The 25220-nt window shown below is 37.7% G+C and carries 33 protein-coding genes and 1 pseudogene; 15 read left to right on the top strand and 19 right to left on the bottom strand.

The window, feature by feature from the left end; all coding sequences use genetic code 11:
* Positions 1-55: 55 nt before the first annotated feature.
* Positions 56-1054 (bottom strand): hypothetical protein, encoded by a 999-nt coding sequence (locus MKY76_RS10440; RefSeq protein WP_342557783.1) that lies wholly within the window; start codon positions 1052-1054, stop codon positions 56-58.
* Positions 1041-1391, bottom strand: coding sequence for a PadR family transcriptional regulator (locus MKY76_RS10435; protein WP_048393791.1), 351 nt, complete (start codon positions 1389-1391; stop codon positions 1041-1043). The genes MKY76_RS10440 and MKY76_RS10435 overlap by 14 nt, the downstream gene beginning before the upstream one ends.
* Before the next feature lie 587 nt (positions 1392-1978).
* Here MKY76_RS10435 and MKY76_RS10430 point away from each other — a divergent pair.
* Complete coding sequence (locus tag MKY76_RS10430; RefSeq protein WP_342557782.1) at positions 1979-2488, top strand: YwhD family protein; 510 nt, start codon at positions 1979-1981, stop codon at positions 2486-2488.
* An 11-nt stretch (positions 2489-2499) separates the two neighbouring features.
* Positions 2500-2736 (top strand): ferredoxin family protein, encoded by a 237-nt coding sequence (locus tag MKY76_RS10425; protein WP_004228537.1) that lies wholly within the window; start codon positions 2500-2502, stop codon positions 2734-2736.
* Positions 2737-2838: 102 nt separating this feature from the next.
* Here the strand turns inward: MKY76_RS10425 and MKY76_RS10420 are convergent, their stop codons facing one another.
* From MKY76_RS10420 to MKY76_RS10395, 6 genes and pseudogenes are all read right to left on the bottom strand, one after another.
* Positions 2839-3588 (bottom strand): ABC transporter permease, encoded by a 750-nt coding sequence (locus MKY76_RS10420; protein WP_259949163.1) that lies wholly within the window; start codon positions 3586-3588, stop codon positions 2839-2841.
* Positions 3589-4350, bottom strand: a complete 762-nt coding sequence (locus MKY76_RS10415; RefSeq protein ID WP_342557781.1) for an ATP-binding cassette domain-containing protein — start codon at positions 4348-4350, stop codon at positions 3589-3591.
* A gap of 163 nt (positions 4351-4513) precedes the next feature.
* Positions 4514-4855, bottom strand: coding sequence for a DUF1048 domain-containing protein (locus MKY76_RS10410; RefSeq protein WP_036080890.1), 342 nt, complete (start codon positions 4853-4855; stop codon positions 4514-4516).
* 56 nt (positions 4856-4911) lie between these two features.
* Positions 4912-5232, bottom strand: a complete 321-nt coding sequence (locus MKY76_RS10405; protein ID WP_004228545.1) for a PadR family transcriptional regulator — start codon at positions 5230-5232, stop codon at positions 4912-4914.
* Positions 5233-5641: 409 nt separating this feature from the next.
* A pseudogene (locus MKY76_RS10400) lies at positions 5642-6263 on the bottom strand (HAD family hydrolase).
* 15 nt (positions 6264-6278) lie between these two features.
* Positions 6279-6674, bottom strand: a complete 396-nt coding sequence (locus MKY76_RS10395) for a pyrimidine dimer DNA glycosylase/endonuclease V (protein ID WP_048393800.1) — start codon at positions 6672-6674, stop codon at positions 6279-6281.
* A gap of 77 nt (positions 6675-6751) precedes the next feature.
* Here MKY76_RS10395 and MKY76_RS10390 point away from each other — a divergent pair, with 77 nt between their 5' ends.
* Positions 6752-7213 (top strand): GNAT family N-acetyltransferase, encoded by a 462-nt coding sequence (locus tag MKY76_RS10390; protein ID WP_048393801.1) that lies wholly within the window; start codon positions 6752-6754, stop codon positions 7211-7213.
* Between the two features lie 187 nt (positions 7214-7400).
* On the opposite strand, the gene MKY76_RS10385 is transcribed toward MKY76_RS10390, so the two are convergent.
* Together MKY76_RS10385 and MKY76_RS10380 are read right to left on the bottom strand one after the other, a co-directional pair.
* Complete coding sequence (locus tag MKY76_RS10385) at positions 7401-9173, bottom strand: oleate hydratase (RefSeq protein ID WP_066038265.1); 1773 nt, start codon at positions 9171-9173, stop codon at positions 7401-7403.
* A gap of 275 nt (positions 9174-9448) precedes the next feature.
* The gene (locus tag MKY76_RS10380) at positions 9449-9709 is read right to left on the bottom strand and encodes a hypothetical protein (RefSeq protein WP_313872114.1); all 261 of its coding nucleotides are present in this window, start codon (positions 9707-9709) and stop codon (positions 9449-9451) included.
* Positions 9710-9860: 151 nt separating this feature from the next.
* Here MKY76_RS10380 and MKY76_RS10375 point away from each other — a divergent pair, with 151 nt between their 5' ends.
* From MKY76_RS10375 to MKY76_RS10360, 4 genes are all read left to right on the top strand, one after another.
* Positions 9861-10394: an HXXEE domain-containing protein gene (locus MKY76_RS10375; protein WP_048393806.1), complete on the top strand. Its 534-nt coding sequence runs from the start codon at positions 9861-9863 to the stop codon at positions 10392-10394.
* Between the two features lie 37 nt (positions 10395-10431).
* On the top strand, positions 10432-10623 hold the full coding sequence (locus MKY76_RS10370; RefSeq protein ID WP_054549391.1) for a hypothetical protein: 192 nt from the start codon (positions 10432-10434) through the stop codon (positions 10621-10623).
* A gap of 89 nt (positions 10624-10712) precedes the next feature.
* Positions 10713-11663, top strand: coding sequence for a bile acid:sodium symporter family protein (locus MKY76_RS10365; RefSeq protein WP_342557780.1), 951 nt, complete (start codon positions 10713-10715; stop codon positions 11661-11663).
* A gap of 75 nt (positions 11664-11738) precedes the next feature.
* Positions 11739-12386, top strand: a complete 648-nt coding sequence (locus tag MKY76_RS10360; protein ID WP_257961149.1) for a pentapeptide repeat-containing protein — start codon at positions 11739-11741, stop codon at positions 12384-12386.
* Positions 12387-12679: 293 nt separating this feature from the next.
* On the opposite strand, the gene MKY76_RS10355 is transcribed toward MKY76_RS10360, so the two are convergent.
* Positions 12680-13135 (bottom strand): GNAT family N-acetyltransferase, encoded by a 456-nt coding sequence (locus tag MKY76_RS10355; RefSeq protein ID WP_305193826.1) that lies wholly within the window; start codon positions 13133-13135, stop codon positions 12680-12682.
* Between the two features lie 212 nt (positions 13136-13347).
* Positions 13348-13833: a DUF2975 domain-containing protein gene (locus MKY76_RS10350; RefSeq protein WP_342557779.1), complete on the bottom strand. Its 486-nt coding sequence runs from the start codon at positions 13831-13833 to the stop codon at positions 13348-13350.
* A 239-nt stretch (positions 13834-14072) separates the two neighbouring features.
* Between MKY76_RS10350 and MKY76_RS10345 the strand changes: the two genes are divergently transcribed.
* The 5 genes from MKY76_RS10345 (at position 14073) to MKY76_RS10325 (ending at position 18083) form a co-directional block, all read left to right on the top strand.
* On the top strand, positions 14073-14891 hold the full coding sequence (locus tag MKY76_RS10345) for a MerR family transcriptional regulator (RefSeq protein ID WP_342557778.1): 819 nt from the start codon (positions 14073-14075) through the stop codon (positions 14889-14891).
* Positions 14892-14908: 17 nt separating this feature from the next.
* A complete protein-coding gene (locus MKY76_RS10340; RefSeq protein WP_115673753.1) occupies positions 14909-16093 on the top strand; it encodes an MFS transporter in 1185 nt (394 codons plus the stop codon).
* A 345-nt stretch (positions 16094-16438) separates the two neighbouring features.
* Positions 16439-16984: a hypothetical protein gene (locus tag MKY76_RS10335; protein ID WP_342557777.1), complete on the top strand. Its 546-nt coding sequence runs from the start codon at positions 16439-16441 to the stop codon at positions 16982-16984.
* A gap of 127 nt (positions 16985-17111) precedes the next feature.
* Positions 17112-17561, top strand: a complete 450-nt coding sequence (locus MKY76_RS10330; protein WP_082148155.1) for a DinB family protein — start codon at positions 17112-17114, stop codon at positions 17559-17561.
* A gap of 51 nt (positions 17562-17612) precedes the next feature.
* The gene (locus tag MKY76_RS10325; protein ID WP_342557776.1) at positions 17613-18083 is read left to right on the top strand and encodes a hypothetical protein; all 471 of its coding nucleotides are present in this window, start codon (positions 17613-17615) and stop codon (positions 18081-18083) included.
* A gap of 36 nt (positions 18084-18119) precedes the next feature.
* Here MKY76_RS10325 and MKY76_RS10320 read toward each other — a convergent pair whose 3' ends face one another.
* A complete protein-coding gene (locus MKY76_RS10320) occupies positions 18120-18536 on the bottom strand; it encodes a GNAT family N-acetyltransferase (protein ID WP_342557775.1) in 417 nt (138 codons plus the stop codon).
* A gap of 212 nt (positions 18537-18748) precedes the next feature.
* Between MKY76_RS10320 and MKY76_RS10315 the strand changes: the two genes are divergently transcribed.
* Entirely contained in the window at positions 18749-19621 is an 873-nt protein-coding gene (locus MKY76_RS10315) for a DMT family transporter (protein WP_342557774.1), read from the top strand.
* A 349-nt stretch (positions 19622-19970) separates the two neighbouring features.
* Positions 19971-20474 (top strand): DinB family protein, encoded by a 504-nt coding sequence (locus tag MKY76_RS10310; protein ID WP_048393832.1) that lies wholly within the window; start codon positions 19971-19973, stop codon positions 20472-20474.
* A 62-nt stretch (positions 20475-20536) separates the two neighbouring features.
* Here the strand turns inward: MKY76_RS10310 and MKY76_RS10305 are convergent, their stop codons facing one another.
* Positions 20537-21337 (bottom strand): SDR family NAD(P)-dependent oxidoreductase, encoded by an 801-nt coding sequence (locus MKY76_RS10305; protein ID WP_342557773.1) that lies wholly within the window; start codon positions 21335-21337, stop codon positions 20537-20539.
* A 177-nt stretch (positions 21338-21514) separates the two neighbouring features.
* Between MKY76_RS10305 and MKY76_RS10300 the strand changes: the two genes are divergently transcribed.
* On the top strand, positions 21515-22075 hold the full coding sequence (locus MKY76_RS10300; protein WP_342557772.1) for a carbon monoxide dehydrogenase: 561 nt from the start codon (positions 21515-21517) through the stop codon (positions 22073-22075).
* A 362-nt stretch (positions 22076-22437) separates the two neighbouring features.
* Here MKY76_RS10300 and MKY76_RS10295 read toward each other — a convergent pair whose 3' ends face one another.
* The 5 genes from MKY76_RS10295 to MKY76_RS10275 form a co-directional block, all read right to left on the bottom strand.
* Complete coding sequence (locus tag MKY76_RS10295) at positions 22438-22650, bottom strand: hypothetical protein (RefSeq protein WP_315058103.1); 213 nt, start codon at positions 22648-22650, stop codon at positions 22438-22440.
* 35 nt (positions 22651-22685) lie between these two features.
* On the bottom strand, positions 22686-23237 hold the full coding sequence (locus tag MKY76_RS10290) for a DUF1697 domain-containing protein (RefSeq protein WP_342546571.1): 552 nt from the start codon (positions 23235-23237) through the stop codon (positions 22686-22688).
* 94 nt (positions 23238-23331) lie between these two features.
* Positions 23332-24369 (bottom strand): aminotransferase class V-fold PLP-dependent enzyme, encoded by a 1038-nt coding sequence (locus MKY76_RS10285; protein WP_342557771.1) that lies wholly within the window; start codon positions 24367-24369, stop codon positions 23332-23334.
* 280 nt (positions 24370-24649) lie between these two features.
* Entirely contained in the window at positions 24650-24868 is a 219-nt protein-coding gene (locus MKY76_RS10280) for a hypothetical protein (RefSeq protein WP_115673747.1), read from the bottom strand.
* A 127-nt stretch (positions 24869-24995) separates the two neighbouring features.
* Entirely contained in the window at positions 24996-25178 is a 183-nt protein-coding gene (locus MKY76_RS10275) for a hypothetical protein (RefSeq protein WP_227744851.1), read from the bottom strand.
* Positions 25179-25220: the final 42 nt, after the last annotated feature.

Here is a 25220-nt window from a genome sequence, read left to right as displayed (position 1 = left end):
ATCTTTAAGTAAAGTATCCATGGTTGAGTACTAATTAATGCTAAACAACGATGAATTAACGAATTCGAGCCTTGCGGAAGCCGTCGAATATACTGATTGCCGCAGATACAACAAATATAATAATTATGCCGCCAATTAGCCATATTTCAAATTGCTTAGTAGAGGTGGTAAATAAATTACTCATGTACGCGATACTTTCTTGGTTCATTAAATTCGGATTACTTACTATCACAATGAATACAACGGTTGCGAAAAGCTCCACAATTGTATTAAAGATTGCCACCTTTTTCGTCCATTGCCCTTTCAGTAATTTGTAGAGAGCTAACCCAATTTCGAGAGCAATGACAACGATCACAATGGGCGAATAATGAAGTAAAACATCCTGATTTAAAGCTGGCATTACGAATTCGAGACCCTCTCCACCATCTTCATATATACCTAAAAGATGATTTGCATAAAAATAAAAAGTTGCCCAAATGGCCGTCCACATTAAATAGCCAAATACTTCAAGCTTGGTAATTGCCTTTTTCTTAGGAATATAAATGACGGTTTTCAGATCTTCGGGAGTCCATTTTTTAAGACTTGCTGATAATGGATGCTGCTCTTTTCCTTTATCAGTACGTTCTAAAATGACGAATACGACTGTTAGCCAGAAAAAGACATGTATGCCTACTTCGATGATTCTCCATATTCCTTCACCCATCAGATTGAGGACAACATTAAGAACCGCTTCTTCCCCGCCAAATCTAATAAAATATTCAGCAAACATTGAGATTACTGCAACGACAGCGGCAATGGGAATAATCATTTTTAGTAACGAGAGGTATACATCAAAATAGCGAGGGCCAATTAAATGCATTGGTTGGTCACGATAACCGCTCGCTAACGCCGCTGGGTTCCCTAACTTTTCCAGTACTTCCTTTACATCATGCTCATTGTAATCATCAGGCAGCATATCCTCAATGGTTGATCGTAACTCAAGTGCGATATCCTCACGATTTTTTTCAGGCAGCCTCCGCGTGACTTCTTGAATATAAATTTCAGTCAGACTCATCTTTATCCTCATCTCCTTTTAGTAGCTCATAAAGTTCTTTTGAATTATTAATCCATTCTCGCTTCAATTGCAAAAAGACGTCTAATCCAAATTCACTTAATACATAATACTTGCGGGGTCTACTCTCAGAGGTTTCCCAGCTACTTGTCACTAACTCTTGTTTTTCTAAACGGCGAAGCAATGGATATAAGGTACTTTGATCAATGTTAATGCCCGAATCTTCCAATAATTGAACAAGTGAATATCCATACTGCGGTGTTCGTAATTGACTTAAAACGGCTAATGTCAGTGTTCCTCTCCTAAGTTCTGTCATTAATGAATTCAGTAACGTACTCATTCACTCACCTCAATTTCACTTACTATATGACATACACTGTATAACTTATACTATGTATCGTACACTATTGTTGTTACAACAACAAGCAATTTTATTTTCCTTTATAGAAAAAATAGCTGTTTTCAGGAGTCTTAGTCCCTTTTTCAGCTGCTTGGTTTCTAACAGTTAAATCGGAAAGGCAAAATTTATAGCAACAACCTTCTGCTAATTAAAGGTCCAATCACTGTATTATCGTCAAATTTCCAATACATAACATTTCAGACATTAGTCTGAAGACAATCATTGATGTTAGACGTTATATTGTATTTATACTTTTTAACGATAAAAGTATGAGGAAAAATCCTAGACAACCATTACGTATAGAAAAAAATTACTACTAAAACGTTCAAGTATCTTAATTTATAAAAACTATACGTAATGTGTTTGTTAGATTTGTACTTGAAAAATTACCAACAGGTAGAACATCTTGTACAACGTAGCGTACAGTGATGTTTTTTTTATGCGTTTTTGCTATGAGCAAAAACTGTCTGTTCAGACCGATTAACTATTTATTAATAAGGAAATACAAATGTGTCGAGGTGACTTCTATGAAAGAGAAAATGCATTTTACAATTTTAAGTAACGATTCAACTGACGGAGATAGAGGTTACGGAGTAGGTACCCTTGATCTAAATAATGTAACGTCAATTATTATAGATTGTGAAAAAGAGCACGTGTTTATAGATTTAGAAGCCTTACACGGACGAAGTAAAATTGAAAAAAAAGTTCGTTTTTCACCTGATCTAGCTCATGCTAGTAGCGATTATTATCGTTATTGGATAGTTTGGGTAGCGATTCAGGTTAATCAAAATGGCCCCTATTATGCGGGATGTACCGCAAGTGAAGTACGGGTATCAAAAGAAGAACGTCGTATTAAGCTTGGCTATAAATCTTTGCCAGAGCAGGTAAATTTTTTAGATAAGGCACTGAAAGGGAAATTTCTCTTGCAGCATATGGATAGTCATTCAAAAAAGCTACTTTTTCAGTTTTTATCTGAATTTAATGAAGCGTATTGGAAACACTCACCCGAAGAATTAAAACACCAGTTGTCTGTATAGGAGGATTTATAATGGCATTTGTAATTACAGAATTATGCAGGGATGAAAAAGCGGCTGTCTGTTTGGATGTCTGTCCAGTAAATTGCATTGTTATGACAGATACCCAATATGTAATTGATCCAGATCTTTGCATTGATTGTGGAGCTTGTGAATTAGTTTGTCCAGTAGAAGCGATTTATTTTGAGGATGATTTGCCTTCTGAATATCAGTCAGCAACCCTTCTAGCACGAAATCATTTTCGAAATTAGCATTGTCTTTATCCATATAGATTGAATAGAAGCGAGAACAAGTCGATTTCCTATACAATAAGAAATCGACTTGTTCGTATGGCTTATTTGATAATGACGAATTTAGCCTAACTGGCGTTTAAATTGTTTAATGGCGAAAAAATATGCGATGACCATGATGCCGATGCACCACATAAGAGCGGGCCAGATATCATTACTAACAGAGCCTTCATATAAGAGGGCGCGAATTGCATTGACGATTGAGGTAACGGGCTGGTTCTCAGCAAACGCACGGATAATTTTAGGCATGGTTTCCGTGGGAACAAAGGCCGAACTGATAAAGGGTAGGAAAATCAGCGGGTACGAATAGGCTGTTGCCCCCTCCATAGACCCTGCTGCTAATCCAGGAATGACTGCCAACCATGTCAGTGCTAGCGTAAACAGCCCTAGTATGCCAGCTACCGCAAACCAATCCAAGAGATCCGTACTAGAACGGAAACCCATCAAGAACGCAACAAGGATAACGACTACAACAGTAAGCGCGTTGGAAATAAGCGAGGCCAACACGTGAGCCCACAATACAGACGAGCGCTTGATGGGCATGGTGATAAAACGTGCCATCAGCCCACTCTTTCTATCTGTAAACAGCCGTGCAGAAGTGTAAGCGCAGCCCGATGCAATGGCCATCAATAAGATTCCTGGCAATAAATAATTGACGTAGTTGGCTGTACCTGTCTCTATTGCACCACCAAATACGTAGACAAATAGTAGCATCATCATAATTGGCGTAATCGCCACCGTAATTATTGTATCTGGACTGCGCATAATGTTACGCATTAAACGCCCTAGCAATACCCATGCTTTACTCTTCATTTAAATCTCCTCCTTTTTGCCAATGATGGCGAGGAAAATGTCCTCAAGTGTTGGCTGCTTCTCAATGTACTCTACTTTTGCAGGTGGGAACATCTCTTTAAGTTCTAGAAGGGTGCCTGTCGTTATAATTTTTCCTTCATGTAGGATGGCAATACGATCCGCCAGTTGTTCGGCTTCCTCCAGGTACTGGGTCGTTAGCAAGATGGTCGTGCCACCATCCGCAAGCTCCTTGACTGTTTCCCAGACTTCCATTCGTGCTTCAGGATCAAGCCCTGTCGTTGGTTCGTCTAGAAAAATAACCGCTGGCGACCCAATCATGCTCATGGCAATGTCAAGTCGGCGGCGCATCCCGCCAGAAAAATTGTCTGCCCGACGATTGCCTGCATCTGTCAGGCTGAATCTTGCGAGTAGATTGTCTGCGGTTTGAGCGGGATTGGAAACTCCTCGCAATTTAGCAATCATGATCAGATTTTCCCGCCCTGTGAGCATACCGTCTAAAGTGGCGAACTGCCCTGTTAGGCTGATGCTCTGACGAACATGATCTGGTTGGTGCTGGACATCAAAACCGCAAATCCCTACTTTGCCACCATCAGATTTCATCAATGTGGAGAGAATATTGATTATCGTCGTTTTCCCTGCTCCATTTGAGCCTAACAATGCGAAAATTTCCCCACGCCGCACCTCAAAATCCACGCCCTTTAAAACTTCCTTTTCTTTAAAAGATTTTTTTAACCCTTTTACAGAAATCGTATCTTTGCTCATCCTTTTTCCTCCCTTTTTAAAAATCTGTTTGCAGATTAGATTGCCCTTCCTTAACTACTTAGTATGACTGATAATCTGTATAACTTAGTACCGTTTGAAATTAAAACTGAATAGCGAAGGCAACAATGAACAAGTAGCTATTCAGTCGGTATTACTGACCCATTTATTTTTTTCCTAATCGATTTAGAATGCTTTGGTTTAAATCTTCACGATACTTGGCGATATAGGTTTTTGCGTTTGCCACGAGTTCATCAGCAAAAGACGCTACATCTTCGCCAGTGATTTCCAGCACTTTCCTGCCTTCTGCTGCCCCAGCCTCGAACAACTCGATCAATTCATATTGCATATGCAGCATATCCATCCCATTACCCACTGTGAAATTCCACATGTAGTTTTGAATTTTTTTAAACACAAATTGGTAATCCTCTGGTAGTTGTTCGACCCGTGCCATCATCATCTTGTACTCTTTTTTATCACCCATCATTTTTTTGAACAATTCAATCACGTTATTTTCCTCCTTTGTATTATCAAGCTAAAGATCAGACGCATTATCATATGAAACTAAAAAGACTTTAGAGCATTGATTTTTGACGAGATAAAATCCCACTTTTCCCAAAATAATTTTAGTTCGTCACGTCCAGCCTCATTAAGTGAGTAAAACTTGCGGGGCGGTCCCATATCTGATGGTTTCTTTTGAATATTTACCAGTTTTTTTTTCTCTAAACGCACGAGGATGGTGTAGACCGTCCCTTCCACGACCTCAGTGAACCCTAACTCGTTCAGGCGTCGGGTAATTTCGTATCCATAGGTTTCATGACGGCTAATGATTTCCAGTACGCAGCCTTCCAGGGACCCCTTCAGCATCTCCGTTAAATTTTCCATATGCAGAACCACCTCTATTTGCTTTACTATTCTGTACAACTTAGTACTTAGGTAAAATTTTTTCGCTTTCGAGAAGCTATTAAGTATTACTTATTACAACTACATAGTAACACCGAGTAGTTTGGGTGTCAATTACTTTTCTTATAAATTTTTTGATGCCACTATTCAAGAAAGAAAAAAAGAGCTGCCTACGCAACTCCATGTTCTTTCATTAAAATTTCACAATCTTATCAGGCGACTGACAATAGGTATCGAGTTGACCATTACTAACAAAAAGCTTTCATTCGATTATTTTATCGCATGTAATTGTAGATATTGGGAATTTAACTGTCTTAATCTTTTTAACTATTTACGTTCCTCCTAGGCAAAGATGGTGTGATATATAGGACACCATCTTCTATTTTTCATGCTACTTAACGATTGCTAAAATATCCTTTGGCTCAAAAAACGTAATCTGCCTCCTCAAAGCCAATGGTGGATTTGGCTCCCCAATGGGCAAGGGCAAATTTGGTGCCTGCTTGCTTTGCTCATTGGAAATCATAGATAGAATCACCAATATAGATGGCCTCTTCTGGTGCTACCTGTAATGCTTCCAGACATTTTAACAGCGGCTCTGGGTGTGGTTTATGCTTTTCCGTATCACTGGCACTTACAATATGCTGGAAATACTCACTTAACCCAAACGGCTCAAACTCATCCACTACCTCTTGCGCTGTTTTAGAAGTGACAATCCCTAATTGTAGTGGCTTTGTTGCAAGGTGCTGAATAACTTCCTCTAGACTTTCGAAAACAGCCACTTCATGTGAAAAATCCAGCACAGCCGCAGACCATTTCTGATGCACAGCCTCTATGTCATCCACGTTAAGCCTCTGCAATGCATCTTTTCCTGGGATGCCTAAAGCAAATCGTAATGCCTCAAAGGGATAGTCCTGTTGTGTTTCTTCTCGTAATGTTCTTTGCAATGACTGTAAAATCGCTTGCTCCGTATCCAAAATCGTTCCATCTACATCAAATATAATCACTCTTAACATGTATAACCCTCCTAGTTAAAGCACGTTATTTATATAGGTGCATAATTGCTGATACAATTCCTCTTCATAATCCTTCTGGCCTCTTATAAATTTCTCCTTTAAATTATAAAAACATATTTCAAGATATTCCTGATTATGATGCTGTTGAAAGGGTCTCCTATCCTTTACTGGGCCCAAACCCTTAAAGTAGTTATTCTTTTTTTCGTAGGTTCGAATTTGATAACCCCGCTTCTTCATTTCATCCATGACTTTTTCTGTATACAAATACAAATCTTCTTTTGGGTATTCGTATATATAATTAATCAGTATATGCTGATCCTCTTTCGCAAATATGCTATTTAGCTCTCTCCACTGCGACAGTAGTTGTCCTTTTGGTAGATACGCAATTAAATCTATATGCCATAACCTCATGTGCCTTCTCCTTTCTATTAATCAACCATTAATGTAAAATATTACTTACTATGATACTAAACTGACGGAGGGATAGTATGAAAATAAAAACTGCAACGCTCGATGAAATTCCACAAATTGAGCGTTTATACCAAGAGCTTTTTTTAGAGATGTCGATTCTTCAACCTAAATATATCAAACCTGCCAAACAAGATGCCAACTTTATCAGGTTTACGATCATTGAGGATGATTCAGATATTTTAATCGCAACATTCGAGAACGAAGTAGTAGGCTTTTTGCTTATTAAAGAAACGACGACCCCACCCTATACTTGCTTGGTTGAGCACAAATATGCTTTTATTGTGGATGTGATTGTTGGCAAGCATTACCAAAACAAAGGAATTGGGTCTGCTTTATTAGATGAAGCGAAAAAATGGGCAGCCTATCGTCACTTGGACTATCTGGAGTTAAATGTATTGACTGAAAATAAAGGCGCTAAATCCTTATATGAAAAACACGGGTTCAAGGATACGAACCAGACGATGCGCTTAGAATTTTAAGTATGTGATGAGAAAGAAGGGATTTCAATGGAAGAAATGAAAACCGTACACAAGAAAGCCAACCTCATAGTGCCTGTCTTTATTGGCATGGGGTTAGGTGCGTTTATCGGTTTACTTGCCTATGTAAAAGACTGGCTATAAAAAAAAGAGACAAAGCCCCTCAAACTGCTTTGTCTCTTTTTCAACACTATATTAGTTTACTTTCTTTCAGTAAATCATAAATGATTGTATCCTTTGTTTTATGAATACCCAATTTACCGATTTGCTTTAAGATAAATGGTGCATCAATATCTGTTAGTTTTTTACCATCCAGCAAACGAGCCGTTGATGCTAATAATGTGCGAACATCAAAGGCAGACGCAAACACCTCTGGCACACCTCGGTCAATCGTTAATAGTTGATAGACTGCCTCCATCGCCGTTCTTACGGAATATTCAGTAGTAAAGACTGTATCTTTTGCTGTTTCGCTGAAGTTGCCAATAAAGGCTAAATTAGCAGATCCTTCTGGCACAACAAGTGGACGATCACCCATTGCTCTTGGCATGAAATAAGAAGTGATGTAAGGCATATAGCATGGAATCGTATTGCAAGAATTTTGTGCAATGTCTGGAATTTCATCCACTGGTACACCCATATGGTATAACCACTCTTGTGCAATCTCAATACCTGTACATTCCGTAATACTTTTTTTAATAAAATCACCTGGCTTGTTTGATAGTAAGCCATAAATCCAAACAACTAATTGGTCCTTTGGTTGATTTTTAAAGTGAGGTTGTCGGTTCAATGTATAGCTTAGCATCCAATTAGAATCGGTAGCTGTGACAATCCCTCCTGTTACGACCTTACCAGCGTATGGGTCCCTTTTACTGATTTTTTCAATATATGGAGCCACACGATCATCTAATGTTGTAAGGGTAGCTGAAACAAACCAGCTTTCCTCTGGCAGATTATCGCAGAACTTTTCTGGTCGACCAAACTCTTCACCTTGGGCAGCGATATTTTTCCACAGGGACCAGCTGCCACCTAAATCTTTATTGATAGGGGCTGGCGTATTATTATCCCCGTATGTTGTACTTTCTGTAATACTACCATTTGTCACAAACACTAACTCATTTTCTGTTAGTTCAATATTCTTTTTCACACCATCTTTTCGTAACACCAATGTATGAGCTACTTTTTTGTCTCCTACCTTATCAACTAAAACATTTTCTACAACCGTATTATATTGGAAATCAACATCATGACTTTCTAAGTATTTAATCATTGGCAACACGAGCGATTCATACTGATTATACTTTGTAAATTTTAAGGCCGATAAATCTGGTAATCCGCCAATATGATGAATGAAACGCATAATATAACGACGCATCTCCATCGCAGAATGCCATTTTTCAAACGCAAACATTGTGGACCAATAGAGCCAAAAATTCGATTCAAAAAATTCATCTGAGAAAACATCTGTGATTTTTTTGTCCTCTAATTTTTCCTCAGGCGTAAAGAATAATTTAATCATTTCTTCTGAGGATTTGTCTGATAAAGTGAACTTGCCATCATCCTCAAGTCTTTGGCCTCTATCCTTCATTAATCGACATTTTGAATAATTAGGATCTTCCTTATTAAGCCAGTAAAATTCATCTAAAACGGAAGCATTTTCTACTTCTAACGAAGGAATGGAACGGAATAAATCCCATAAGCATTCAAAATGATCTTCCATTTCTCGTCCACCGCGAATAATAAACCCTCTCGTCGGATTAAGTATGCCATCTAGACTTCCTCCTGAAATATCTAACTCTTCAAGAATATGAATGTTCTCACCTTTCATTTGGCCATCACGAATTAAAAAACATGCTGCTGACAGTGAGGCTAGTCCCGAGCCAATCAGATAAGCAGACTTTTTATCGACTCCCTCAGGTTTTTTAGGACGTGCGAAAGCTTCATAGTTACCATTGCTGTAATACATATTACCGCCTCCTAATTTATTATTCTAATATAGAATAACACAGGTTATCGACAAAATGGTAAAATGAGCTAATAATTAACAAAAAATTCAAATCCGCTAATTGTGCGTTAATTTATCTTCCCTTCTCATTGGACAAAGCAAGTGCTTGTATTTTTATAAAGAGAACCATACAGTAAATAATCGTAATAACCCCCTTAACGCCTGCCTTAAAAAGGAAAAACCAATTCAATAAGTTACTATTAGCTTTGCATAATTATTATCTCAATAAATCTTTTTTAACCTTCATTCCCTTTTTGATGTTTAGCCAATTTCTCGTTACCTCTTTTAAAATTACCCGTAATTTTAGCTAACAATAGCTGGACTTCCTTTATCTGCCCCTCCACCTGCTGAATTTTTGCTAGTAGACGCTCAGCCTCTTTCTCCTTGACGATTTTAATTTGCTTGCCTTCATAATAAATAACGACAGTCCCCTTTTTTGTCGTTTGATATGAGAATGGTTCCTTGTTTAGTCTATTACGTTTATCGATTTCACTCACAGCTTCATCCCCGATTTCTTAATAATTAGATTCAATAATAAATGAATCTTAGCTTACAACTTTTTCTAATATGTTATTATTAACATATATTATATAAATATGGTATTTTCAGTAACACTTCCAGCATAGTGATAAGGAGAGAGGTATTCATATGGAATGGTTGAATGTTCAAACACTAATTTGGTTGTTTCCTATTTTATTTATTATTCATGATTTTGAAGAAATTATTATGGTAGAGAAATGGTTACATCATAATCGTCATAAGCTGTATGAAAGATTACCCCAAAAAATAGCCGATAAAGTGGTGAAACAATTTTCAATGAGCACCGCACAATTTGCTGTTGCTGTCTTATTTATCTTCTTGTTTGTCAGTCTCTCTACCATTCTGGCTAACTACTATTTTCTAAACGGGGCTGCTTTTACTATTTATTTTTTCACAGCTGTTACACTTGTTTTCTTTATCCATGCTTTTACCCATATTGGACAATCGCTCTTATTTCGTTCTGTTACTCCAGGAGCTATAACATCAGCCATCATCATTATTCCCTATAGCATTATTTTATTTAAATCTTTGTTTACTAGTGGCATCCTTACTTGGCATATCGTTTTGATAAGCCTGCCTTTTGGCATACTATTTTTCCCCATTGTCTTTACTGCGCATTGGATAGGAAAAAAAGTGATATAGATACATATTCATGAAAAGATAGAAAGGAGGCAGGAGAATGGCAAAAACTCCGATTTATTTAAAATTAATGATTGGTATTGGGATGGTTATTATCCTAGCTTCGTTGTACTTTTTAAAAGACCAGCCTTATTATTTATGGGTTAGGTGGACAGGTAATATTTTATTGATCGTAGGCATTGTATGGATGCCGTTCACTAAAGAAACCAATAAAAAACATGTAAATTCTTAGCAGGAGTAAATCTTCTGCTTTTTTTGCGGTAAATTTACCTACGATTATAATAAAAGTGATAAAATCAGATAAAAAAAGAAGGTCTTTGTATGTTAGAAAAACTAAATGTATTTCTCCAAAAATACATTGCGATCCTGACACCATTAAGTTTAATTGTAGGTGTATTCTTAGAAAGTATTGGACATCATTTATTATTCCTTGTCTCCTGGCTATTTGCCTTCATGACATTCTCAGGAAGCTTACATATGAAATTTAAAGATGTAAAAATTTTCATGAAGCATCCAGTTCTCATTTTATTCTCCATCCTTTTTCTTCATCTCTTGATGCCTTTATGGGCTTATTTCTTATCCACTGTTTTGTTCGATGACCATTTGTTGACTGTTGGTTTTGTCTTAGCAGTTGCACTTCCAACAGGTGTAACGAGTGTTATTTGGATCAATATTTGCAAAGGGAACTTACCGTTAGGCTTATCAATTATTTTAATTGATACGCTCCTTTCTCCCATCATCCTCCCCTGCATCCTTTATATCGTTTCGGGTGAAAAAATTGAGTTGGATGTGGCATCCCTGATTCTGAATTTACTATGGATGATTGTCTTACCCACGATTTTAGGTATCTTAGTGAATGAACTTTCGAAAGGAGCCATCCCTCAAAAAATCGGTAAAAAACTTGCTCCTTTTTCAAAGCTATGTTTATTTGCGGTCATACTGATTAATAGCAGTGCCATTGCTCCCTATTTAAAGAATATCAACATGCATCTCTTCTTCGTGGTGCTTTTAGTGTTCTTCCTTGCAGTATCAGGCTATCTATTTGCTTACCTCATAGGGCGATATCTGTTAAAAGACGGTCCACAAATGGCAACCTTTGTTTTTACTGGTGGCATGAGAAATATTGCAGTCGGTGTCATCGTGGCCACAACGTACTTTCCAGGTAAAGTCACCATGCCTGTTGTGTTCGGTATGCTGTTTCAACAGGTACTAGCCTCCGTTTTTAGTAAAATGGTGAATTCGTTGTATAAACCAGATAAGAGCACCGTATAGACGGTGTTCTTATTTTAGGTTTGCACTTATACTAAATAGGAGAAGCTTTTATTTATATTTGAAGGGTGTGCTAATATGTCATACAATTTCCAACTTATATCACCAAAAATATCCCCGAATCTTGACAAAGCAAATTTTCAGGATATTTTTTATGAGGAGGAACCCTATTTAACAAATTGCATGATTACGGATACGGTCATTGCTCACGAGGATATTGAACGATTAATCGTCTCTAATGTTATCTTTAAAAATGTCACATTCATCGATTGTACCTTTCAAAAAATTGATTTAACGGACGTCATTTTTGAAAACTGTGATTTATCTAACACTAACTTAAGTGAAGGCATCATTCATAGAGTGGCCTTCAAAAACTGTAAATTATTAGGGTTGAATTTAACTGAAGCAAACCTCGGCAATGTTTCATTTGAAAATTGTCTTGCAAACTTATGCAATTTCCCCGAAGTGCGCTTTAAACAAGTGCTATTTGATAGCACCTCCCTACAAGGTGCGAATTTTTATGATTGTTTACTAAATAAGGTAGCGTTTCAGGAAAGTGATCTAAATGATGTGGATTTCTCTCAAACTTCCTTAAAGGGAATAGACATCAGTACATGTAAATTTAAAAGACTTCAAGTAACTCCAGAAAGTTTAAATGGGTGTGAAGTCTCTACTGAACAAGCGATAGGTTTTGCCTCCTTACTAGGATTGAAGGTTAAATACTAGTTTAAAGGCTTAAAAAAGTTCAAGAAAAAAATAAAGCGCTTATCCTTATGCTCGGATAGCGCTCAATTTTTACAATTTGTTAATCTGCGATTTTATCGTCTTTTAGAATTCTATCATCCTAATTTGCGGGGCTATCCCTCACTTTGAGCGTTCTATCCGCTACTTTTTCAGTTTTATCCTCCACTTTTAGAATTCTATCCTGCTATTTGAGGGTTATCCTCCACTTTAAATGCAAGGCGTCCGATAATTTATGCTATCGGACGCCTTGTTTGTTCGTTATTAAATTAATATTATTATTCGACGGACAGCCTGTTATATAGCATTTCTATATGTTCTATTCCATCTTCTAAATAAACTTCTGATGTCTTTTCAAATCCGAAGCCCTCATAGAATTTTAGCAAATATGCCTGCGCAGAAATGCGGATTGCGTCTTCTCCAATATCATCTAGAATGTAATCAATTGCTCTTTTCACCATTTCCAGAGACAATCCCTTTTTTCTGTAGGTTTGCTTTGTTAACACTCTTCCGATTGCTGCTTCTTGATATGCTATTCCTTTGGGTAGAATTCTTAAATACCCAACTACCTCTCCTTGGTCTTCACCAAATAAATGATAAGCATTTTCGTCTTTTGAATCTAGATCCTGATAGACACATTCTTGCTCTACCACAAAAACTTCCGCACGAACCTTCAGTATCTCATATAGTTCTTTTACTGTTAATTCATCAAATTTTTTTATCTTCCAATCCACTTTTATAGCCTCCTATACTATTCAATTTCATAAAGTATAGCAAAAGTAGAATAAAAGTGGATCAGCCCCCTTAAAAGATTAAACTACATATCTATCTAGAAATTTACTTGCGTCACTATTAAACTTCCATAGGATTCCGAATTCTAACTGATAGGTTCCACATCTTTTCTATGAGCAGTTTTCGTTTGGCTAATATCACCATATCATCCATCTCAGACCGTTAAATCATTTTCTAATTTTATATTCGTCACTTCTTGTAGAAGCCGCTGGAGGACAGCCGCAAAAATGGCGATAACTAGTGAGACAAAAATAATGAGGAGTCCCACTATTCCAAAAGGAGGATCCATTTTGTTTGTTATAAAATGAAAAAGGGGTGCACCTAAGACATGCAAGCCACTGATTATTATTGCACACCACTTTATGTACTTTAACGCTTTTACAGATAATTCCGAGAACGCTGTATTCGCATCAATGTACCGTAAAAGATTAAAAGCCTGATAGAGAGCAATGTAAAAAGGTACAGCTGATCCATACATCACAATGAAAATGAGATAATTCATTGGGTAAAAATTCGGATACAAACTCGATGCGAAATGAGCCATAGGAGGTACAAAAAATATACATAGGGCAAGAATGGCCATCCCAGTCAGAAGAATTATTACCTTTAAAAAAGATGTTAAACCTGGTTTAACATTCATTGAAAGCACCTCACTTATTTAATGACACTATAAATTTAACACGAAATTTATTGATTAACAATAAATAATAATTGTTTTTAATTATATTATTATTGTTATTTGTATATTTAACATTCATTGAAATATTCACAAGCGCCTTACTACATTAGATTGTAGTAAGGTTATTTAAAAAGCACTTGACCTTCCCCTGCACAGGAAACTGTATACTTGCATTAAGTTATTAGATTGGAGGTGATATTTTGTTTAAAATCAGTGAATTTTCTAGGCTAAGCAAAGTATCCTTAAAAACATTGCGCTATTATGATCAGATTGGCATATTAAAGCCGAGAAAGGTGGACCATGATACTTGCTACCGATACTATTCAGCAGACCAGCTACTAGAGCTCAATCGGATCTTTCTCTATAAGGAATTGGGGTTTACCTTGCCTCAAATTATACGTTTGCTCCACGAAGATATTTCGTTAAAAGATATACAAGGGATGTTTAAGCTGAAAAAAAGTGAGATTCAACATATTATCCAGACGGAACAGGCCAAGCTTGCACGAATTGAAGAACGTATGCAACTTTTAGTACGAGAGGGTCAGGTGGAATCAGATCAAGAAATCCGCATCAAGGCAGTGGATGCTCAGCAATTCCTTTCTTTGAAAGCACGCGGGAGAGAAGAAGATATTCCAGATCTGTTTCGTACATTTAATCAATTACTCACAAAGGAAATGCGCCAATTAGCTCAAAGTCCTCAGGTTGTTTTATGGAAAGAAATAGAGGAGAAAGAAGAAGAGTTTGAATTTGAAGTCGGCTATTTTTTAACAAAGGAGCTTTCATCATTCCCTGATACATTTCAACTACGGACTCTTCCTCCTGAGCCAATGATGGCCACAATGACCTTTCGTTCAGATTCTAACTTTGCTTGTACAGCCTGTGTTGATTTAGCTAACTGGATTGTAGAAAATAACTATCAAGTCAAGGAAAACGAACCAGGTAGAGAAATCTATTTACCATTATCTACAACCCAAAACGTCCAATTAATGGAGATACAAATACCTATTATAAATAGCTGAAGGAAGCGTGAATTGAGTTGAAAAATAAGCTGATTATCTATGTTTTATCACTCATTGTTTTCCTAATCGGAACCGTTGAGTACATTATTACAGGCGTTATTGAAATGATTGCCGTAGACTTTGGAGTAACGATTTCAGAAGCGGGGTTATTAGTGACTTTATTTGCCCTAGCGGCAGCTATTTTCGCTCCAATTCTCATTGCGCTCACGATCAATGTGGATCGCAAAAAGTTGCTTATGGCTACCGTTAGTGTGTTCATTATTAGTAACGGATTCATGTTTATCAGCTCTTCTTTTGAATACGCACTAGGGATACGAATTATTCAAGGGGTTAGCGGAGGAATTGCTACAGTGGTAGCCATGGCAGTAGCTACTCGATTAGTTGAAAAAGAACGAAGAGGCCGTGCTATCGGCATCATTTTGATGGGACTAAGTAGTTCGCTCGTGCTGGGTGTTCCAATTGGCACATTTTTTAGCGAAATATTTGGATGGAGAGTTTTATTTATGTTGATCGGTTTATTAACCATTCTTCCACTGCTTATCATCTATAAAAAAATTCCAGTTATCAAGGAGGAAGAAGCTGTTACACTCAGGTCGCAGCTTTCGATTTTAAAAGATTCAAAAATTCTAACTGCCCTGGCGATTACTTTATTTTATGTCGGTGGCTACGCTACCCTATTTACTTATATTACGCCTTTCTTGCAAGCCACATCCCCTCTTTCTATGACCGAAATTAGTGGCATTCTATTTTTAGCTGGCATTTGTAGCTTTCTTGGCTCAAGAGTGGGCGGGCAATTGGCTGATGCAAAGGGTTCACGTTTTACCATTTGTTTTGGATTGCTGTTACAAGCAGTAACGCTCCTCTTATTCGCACTAGCTGGTATCAATCTCTTTGTATTGATCTTGATTTTAATGATTTTTATGGTAGCAACTTGGAGTATTTCTCCTGCCCAGCAGCTCCTTCTTGTTACACTAGTACCTCGAAATCCAGACATTGCCCTAAGCATAAATACCTCCTTTATCCAATTCGGTTTTGCACTGGGGTCTGCATTAGGCGGGTTTGTCATCAGTCATACCTCTGTCCTAAATTTGAATTGGGTCGGTTTTGGTACTGTAAGCATGGCTTTATTCCTTGCTATCTGGCTATTCCAAAAATTGAATAGTAGAGTTGAAACCCCTATTATTACTAAAGTCAAATATTAATTTTTTTATCCTACCTTTATATTGAAAATGGCATATTCAATATGAAGGTAGCTTTTCTAAATATGTACTCTTGATTAAAAACATTTATATTTAAAAAATAACAGGTAAAAGCCCCATTGGATATACCTGTGGCAGCTTCCACATCAATGCCATAGAGTGAGCAAAAGTTTCGGCTCTCTGCTATTCCTTCCTTTTTAATAATAATCTTGGTCTTCAAGAATTTTTTAGGCAATGGATCGCAAACTTTTCTAAAAAATTCCATTTAAAATCATCTGTGGTAAAAATAGAAATATACTGGTATATTATAGGTTATATTCTATTTATTTCATGAAGGATGGTGCGTTGATGGATAAAACACTGGAAGATTTACAAAAGGAAATGATCGTTGAAGTAAAAAAGGGATTTCCCATTTTACTTTCTGGTGCGGTTGTCTTTTTACTTTTTACTCTAATGCCCTTAGTTTTGCCAATCGAAGCAGTTCGTTTAAGTTGGATATTTGGCTTAGGTGCCATTTTCCCTATCGGTTTAGGTATTAGTAAAATTCTTGGGATTAATTTAAACGCTACTGGCAATCCTTTAGGGAAGTTAGGAGGAATCGTTGCCGCTCCTCAAGCTTTTTACATACCTGTATTTATCATTGTGTATATGAACATACCTGAATATCTTCCCTTTACAATTGGTTTACTTGCAGGCTCTCATTTTCTGCCATACATATGGATTTATAAAAGTAAGGCTTATTTATTTGTGACTCTAGGCGTCTGCTTTTCTGCTCTGATTTTAGGTGGCTTCTTTGTCGATCAAGCCTTCACACTTGTACCTTTAGCCATTTCTATTGTGTATGGAATGGGCGTTCTTTTAATTCTAAGAGAACTTAAAGTCAATCCGATTTAATCACCTTCCTCTAGGTGATTTTTTTAATATTCCAGACCTCTTTTAATCTGAGAAAAAAGGATTCATTTCCTATCCCGTGCTTGTTCCTATACAATAAACCTATTAATAAATGAAAGGATGTATAGATGTGCTATTTCCATATCGTAATGATCTTAGGAAAACGTTAATACCTTACCTAAGCACACTTGATGAGACGTTTTGGTTTAAGACATCTGAGTTTTATCCAAATAATGTAGCATGGATTATTTCTCATTTATCAAGTAGCGAAGACTATTGGGTGAATGAAATTGGACTTAAAAATCCTTGTATATTAAACCTTCACGATGATTGTTCGCCTAAGGAAATACTAGATAGCTATATTCAAATTAGAAATTATACGGATGACATTCTACATACATTAGACGAATCGCAGCTCAATGAAATAGTCGAGGTGCCAAAGTTTTCCGATGGTTGGACGCCACCTTCCGTCCCTACACTTAACTGGTTGTTTCATCATGTTTACTCACATGAAGCTTACCATGTTGGGCAAATCTCTGTTATCGCGCATCTTAGTGGATTGCCAAAGCCTTTATTTTAATAAAAGGCAACGCAATGAAAGGAACAGCTTTTTAAATGGAGGAACAGTAATTTGAAAAAATTTCGTGGGAAAAGGCGTTATTTCCGTAACTTATGGCGACAAATAACCACAGAGCTATCTATTGTAGACTTTGACGAAGAAGGTTGGTTTAATTTGTGGCACACTCACCTTGATTTTTACGGGTACGGCAATAATGGTTTAAAGATAAGAAGAGAGCACATCAAAGCACATATAGCCCTATATAACCGCTTATCAGAAAGGCTCTCGACATTCGGAAAACCTTATCAAATATGGATGGAGTTTGTAGAGGAGGATGCTGGTTTGGATTCAGTTAATATCCATACACCTAATCCGGCTGAGGATAATTTCCCACTAACAATAGCAAATGTAGATTGGAATTGCCCTGTCCCCAAACTCCTTAAGGATTTAATCGACCTGAATGAGTGGAATGTAGGGCACTATAAGCAGGTATCCACTAACAGCTATTTCATCCAGTCTAATTATAATGAAATAAAATTGTAAGGTCGGAAACCATTTGTGGGTTTCCGACCATTTCCTTTAATCCAGATATTCTTGAGCTAGTTGCTGATTTTTATAGATGGCCATACCCGTTTTCAATTTTCTAAAGCCCATTTTTGCATAAAACGGTTCATTCCCTGTTGTGGCGATTAACTGAATGCAGGATACCTCCCTTAACTGTGCAATCATATCCTCCAGAAGTAAACGTGCAATCCCTGTGCCTTGATAGGCTTGATGCACAACCACATCGTAAATGGCGGCATTAAATACGCCATCTGACAAAGCTCTAGCAAAGCCCACTATTTTTCCATCTACCACGGCGAAAACTTGATGTGTGCTTGCATCGAAAACTTGTTTGATAATCTGTTCATCATGTTTCATCCACCCAACAGATTGATAGATCTCCTTTATGATTGGCAAATCCTTCTCTTCCATCTCGTATTGAAGTATTACCATTTTCATCCCCCTCTTTTGCTTTCATGAACTCTCCCTATGAAAACGATGTGTATTCTATTATACTAATAAAAAATGACTTGAGGATGGTGGGATTATTATGATGTTTGCTCCATTATTTGAACAGGACGTACCAGCACTTCTTCTTCCTTAACGGTAGAAGCGCTTTTTCTCCGTTAAGGGCATAGGTATCTATGAAAACGGAGGAAAAAAACATGAGAAATCTAATAATCGGTGCCATCTGTTTATCGCTTGCTGCGAGTATTTGGGGTGCCATGTATGTAGTTGTTAAAGTAGTGGTGGAGGTTGTGCCACCATTAGAGCTTGTTTGGATGCGATATTTGATCGCGGTGATTGCACTCGGGATCATTGGGATCATGATGAGGCAATCCTGGAAAATAGCTAAAAAAGATTGGCTGATCATTTTTCTTGTTGGCCTTATTGGGAACACGATTTCAATTGTGACACAGGAAATGGGCACAATGCTATCCACCGCGCAGATGGGGGCAATTATTACTGCTACAACCCCTGCTTTTATGGTTGTCTTCGCCCGTTTGATTTTAAAAGAAAGCATTACGCTGAAAAAATGCTTGTCTATCGCTCTTGCCACGATTGGTGTCGGGATCGTTGTAGGCAATGGTCAAATCGATGTGACACAGCAATTAGGTGGACTCTATTTACTGCTTGCTGCCTTAACGTGGGCATTGATGTCGGTATTCGTCAAAAAGGTACCAAGCCATTACTCACAAATTGTTGTCACAACCTATACATCTATGATTGCCGTGATGTTATTGACCCCTTTTGTCCTTCCAAGGCTAAAGAATTTAGATCTGGCAAGTGTTTTACAGCCGACCATTTCAGGGGGCTTGCTTTACTTAGGCATTATCTCAACAGCTGGTGGTTTTTTATTGTGGAATAAAGGGCTTCAACTAATGTATGCGTCTAGTGGCGGCTTATTTTTCTTCTTTCAACCAATTGTTGGCACATTTTTAGGCTGGCTCTTATTGGGAGAGACGATTGGGCTTTCCTTTTGGATAGGCTCCCTATTAATTTTTAGTGGCGTTTTTATTGTCATTCGAGACGAATAAATCGAAGTGCGTTTCTATGTTAGATAGAGACGCACTTTTTATGTTGGCTCAGCTTATGGTCATTGAACGTCTTGTTGACACATATATTGCAAATGCCTAAAGGAGTTGATATTCTGAACATCTTTTTAGATAACTTAAAGGATTTTACTTTATTAATTTTTTTACTTGCTAGTATGATCTATTGTCGACAGCTAAAATTAACGAGGTGGCAACGAAAATTATCGATTGGTGAATGGAGCATGTACATCCTGCTCTCTATTGCCCTTCCCCTTTATGCAGTGCTTTATCTTGCTTTTCTTTTAGGAGCATAGGAAAATAAGACATCATAGGCTATTTTTGGAGGGATTTCATGTTTCAAACAATCGATCATTTTTTACAGTCTTGGGCATTTGAAGCCGCTGCTACGCAAAAATTACTTAATCACCTTACAGATGAATCGCTACATCAGGCAATCACTCCCGAAAACTGGACTTTAGGACGGGTTGCTTGGCACACGGTTACTGCAATTCGAATTATTACCTCGAATTCGAATTTAGCGTTTGAAGCCCCAGCAAAGGATTTTCCAGTTCCTACTTCTGCTCAGTTCATTGCAGATGGCTATCACCAAGCGAGTGAAGCCTTTGTGGAAGCGATACAATCGCAATGGACTGACAAGACAATGACTGAAACGATTGAATTTATTGGTCAACAAATGCCCAATGGTTCCCTGTTATTATTTTTACTACAGCATCAAAGTCATCATCGCGGTCAAATGACGGTTCTGATGCGTCAGGCTGGTTTAACTGTTCCAGGTATTTATGGTCCAGCGAAAGAGGAATGGGCTCAGTTTGGGTTGGAAGCTCCTCAAATGTAGCTAAGCTTGTGCCAAATAATAAAGAGGTTGTCTATTTTAAGACAACCTCTTTTATTTATTAACTATAAAGATGCTAGCCAGTTATTAGTATCAGCGATGGTTGGGTTAGCGAGGTAATGTCCGCCTTCAATTTGCAGTGTTTGGCCCGTCATAAATTTTGATTCGTCAGAGGCTAAAAATACAACTGCATGACCAATATCAGCCGCTTCCCCATGATATGGTAGCGCATTAAATTTCGCATAAATGGCCAGCATTTCTTCTGGCATATTGTTTTTCGCGGCAGGTGTTAATATAAGACCTGGTGCAACCGCATTACAACGGATATGATCCTTCCCAAATTGTGTGGCAATGTTTCTCGTCATATTCACCACACCTGCTTTTGTTGCCCCATAGGCTGTACGTATTTGGTCACTGGCGAATGCAGCCATAGAAGCCGTATTAATAATTGATCCCCCGCCCACTTTTTGCATATGTGGAATGGCAAAACGACTTCCTAGTAATATGGATTTTAAATTCACATTGACTAAGCGGTCCCACTCATCTAAATCAATATTTAATATATCTAAATCTTTCTTCAGGTTAGTTAGACCAACATTATTAAAGAGCACCGTTAATGAGCCGTATCGTTCTACAGTGAAGTTCACGGCCGCTTCAATGGAGGAAGCATCCCCTGCATCAAGGAAAACGGCTGCTGCCTCATACCCATTATTGACTAAAGTTGCTGCTGCTTCTTTAGCACCCTCTACATTAAAATCAGCAATGACTACTTTTGCGCCCTCTTTTGCTAACAAGCTAGCTGCTGATAAACCAATACCAGAAGCTCCACCTGTCACTAATGCCACTTTATTTTTTACTCGATTCATCTTCAATTCCTCCTTCAAATTACACAAAAAAGAGCAAATCAGCTCTCCTGACGTAAAATAGTTTAACATTAAACTATTTATTTTTAAACTAATATCCTTAAATGTGAACACGTATATTTACATCCTGAATCGAAATACTTATATATAAAGTGCTATTTAAATAAGGACGTGCAAGCAATGCTAAAAAAAATTACTTTTTCACTATGTATTTTTTTAATTAACCACACCATTGAACATGCAAGTGCGCATCCTCTGCCGCCCACTTTTGAGGAAAAATTTGATGAAGCAGGCTATCAATCAGTAGAAGCGGCTGTGAAGGAATTTGAACAACATTATAGTAAGGTCAAACTCCCAACTGTTTTACCCCCGTTTTCCATCACACATAAGTTTGGTCGATTTTACAAAGATCATCAATATGGCATGAATGATTCACTTAACATTCTCTATGTTCATAACGAAATGAAACAGCATATTTTTAAAATTGATATTCGACCTATTCAACCGAAAGTGAGCTTTTCAGGAAAAGCATATACACTGCAAGATGGTCGTCAGGGAATTTATTTTGAGGACCTGCTTTTTAACTTCTTTGTCTTTGAAGAAAGCAATTTACAATATCTTCTTGGCATTTATAAAGATAGCACGAATCAGGAAACACCCAATCTTTTCGTTCAAATAGCCAATTCGATAAAGTCAAATGAAGTCGCAACATTTATATATTTTCCTTCATCTATACAATGAATAAGTTGTTATGCTATAATACTTTAGAAAACCTCAAGGGGTATCAACCAATTCTGAGCTACAGTGATGCATATCGCTGTAGTTTTTTCTATGCTATAATTTCCTTAAAGTTACATTACGAGGTGAGAATATGGAAACAAATACATATAGTTGTAAGTGGCGGTCAATCTTTTTCTGAAGGGAAATTAGATGGCTATGCTGCTTTAAGACCCGTGAATACCATCTTTTCCTCAGGTTCACCCCTTATTTTCACTGTCTGTACCCAATGTGGAGAAATTGCCTCTATTAAAGCCACAAAACCTGAAAAGTTTAAGTAAAAAAAAAGAGAGCATCATTTCAATAATGAAATTTGCTCTCTTGCTTTATGTTTCTTTATTATTCTTCTTTCTCCATTGATACGGCTTTTTGGACCAATTCCACATCCAAACAAATAAATAGATGATGACCATTGTGATGACCATCATCGTCACATTTTCTCCCCATGCAATCGGTTCATGCTTCCTCCATTGATTCATTGTTCTAACAATGAAGTACAAAAAAGGATAAATAAAATAACCTACTTGATCCCGTCGCATTCAAACACGCCTCCTTATAGAAAAGTTGAGTTTCCCTACTCACCAATCATTGTAGCAAGCTTCATCATCGTTTTCCAATTGCGAGCTGTAGCGGGCACCTCTAGCTTAGGCAGTTGTTGACTAAGCTTGGCATTGCGAATGCTATCGTGAAATAACAGATAGACATCTCTCCCCTTGATAATGCAGCGCTCTTTTTCACTTACATATTGTAATAACTTAGCTCCGTTCTCTTCAGTTGGAACTGTTGAAAGTAGTGCAACATGGAGACTTTCCCCTGTAGCTGTAGCACTTGCATCTGCTAAGTCTTGTTCTGAGAAAGGACAATTGTTCACAATAGAGCGGAATTCTTCAGCTGTACGGATAATTACTGTACTCGTGATAGTGAAGGTACTTTGGATGGTCTCTTGAATTTGCTGTTGCAAAAATTCTTCTGATTCACTCGATTCAAACAGGATATTGCCACTTTGAATATATGTCCGAATGTTTTGGAGCCCCAGTGGTTGCAACGCGTTTCTCAATTCAGCCATTTTTAATTTATTGTGCCCACCTACATTAATACCTCTTAAAAGTGCTACGTATTTAGTCATTCGCTTCCACCTTTCCTGTTATCTATAGTATAGCAAGAGTTAGGGAATAATAGGAAAAAACTGCACCCTTTGACGGAAGGTGCAGCTTGATTGATTATATTAAACGGTAGATGTCGTCTATTAAACGATCCACATTTTCTTTGGTCGTAGCCCAGCTTGTGCAAAAGCGCACAACCGTATGGGTATCATCGTATGCTTCCCAAATGGAGAAGGAATATTTTTCTTCTAACGTTGGAAGTAGATGGTTTGGTAAAATTGGAAATTGCTGATTTGTTTTTGAATCATAGCGCATTGCGAAGCCTTTATCGAGAAATGCCTGTCGTATAAGCATTGCCATATCTACCGCATGATGCGAAATATCCATATAGAGCGTATCTTCAAATAGCGTTTCGAACTGAATGCCTAATAATCGACCTTTGGCAAGTAGCCCTCCTCTTTGCTTAATCATGTAGCGGAAATCCTTTTGGTACGCAGGATTCACGATGATGACTGCTTCTCCAAACAATGCACCCATTTTAGTACCACCAATATAAAATACATCACAAAGCTTAGCGATGTCAGCGAGAGATAAATCACTGTCTTGTGCCACTAGACCATAGCCTAAACGAGCACCATCTATAAACAGTGGTAAGTCACAGTCTCGGCAAACTTCACGTAAGGCTGTTAATTCTGCCTTACTATAGGTCGTGCCATTTTCTGTAGGGTGTGATATGTACACTAAGCCTGGCTGCACCATATGCTCATGAGTGCTATCCAGCCAGTGCGCATCATAGCAGGCTTTCACCTGTGCCGCAGTTAGTTTGCCATCATCGCTAGGTAATGTCAGTACCTTATGACCCGTTGCCTCAATAGCTCCTGTTTCATGCACCGCAATATGCCCTGTACTCGCAGCAATGACACCCTGATGAGGACGCAAAATAGATGCTATCACGGTTGTATTCGTTTGTGTACCACCAACTAAAAAGTGAATGTCTGCCTGCTCCGCTGCAATCGCTTTTTTTATATAGACTCTTGCTTTTTCGGAATGCTCATCCATACCATACCCGGGAGATTGTTCTTCATTTGTAGCCACTAACCGCTGCAAAATTTGTGGATGGGCACCTTCTGCATAATCATTTTCGAATCGAATCATATCAACTACTACCTCCAAATTCTCTCTATCTATTCCTCTATCTTACGCCTGTTGCTTCATTTTCGCTATATCTTAAAGAACAGTTCACAACTTCTCTAGTAACAATAGTTACTAGTGGTGAGGTGATGATATTTTACATATGTACTTCGGAAGAGATCGTGCAAAACAGACCTCCTCCGCTTTTGATCACGTTATAAAAAATTTGCTCTTAGTTCGATTACTTTGAATCCTCGTAAGCCAATTTACTAGCAATATCTCCATAATTCAGAATGGGCCACCTTCATTCCCCACCGGAGCCACAGGATGAGTCACTCGTAGTAGCACTAGAATCAGCACAATGTTGGCTGTCCTGGGAGGAAAGATATGCATCATTTGTTGAAAATTCGTTAGTGGAATGGATATGGTGATTGTGCTCATGTGATTTGCTGTGATTTTTATTTGCATTACTGACGATGCCTATAACAACGACAACTCCAACAAATACGATAAATAAAATCATTTATTCCAGCTCCTTTCATTCATTCTATAAATTGTAACATTAAATCAACGCTCGGTAGTACAGTTCTATGTAAAAGTGGCAAATAGATAAAATAACACCACAATCGGAAATGATTGTGGTGTTTACGTTATGATTGCGATTTGCGTGTGGCAGATTTTTTTGAACGATTTCCTTCGCTCGAATTTTTCTTTTGCTCTTGTGTTAAAGCATTTTCTTCGCGCACATCTAAATCATCTGGACTTAAATCTGTCGCTAATTCCGCCAATTCTGACTGACGTTTATATTGCTTGCCCTTTGTCAAAATGATCACCTCCAAGTAGTATTACATTGCCCTATTTGGTTTGATCTATTC

The organism is Lysinibacillus sp. FSL P4-0201, assembly GCF_038593425.1.
GTDB classification, from domain to species: Bacteria; Bacillota; Bacilli; order Bacillales_A; family Planococcaceae; genus Lysinibacillus; species Lysinibacillus capsici.
The sequence above is the reverse complement of the archived record's forward strand: the minus strand, read 5'-3'. Positions and strand labels throughout refer to the sequence as shown.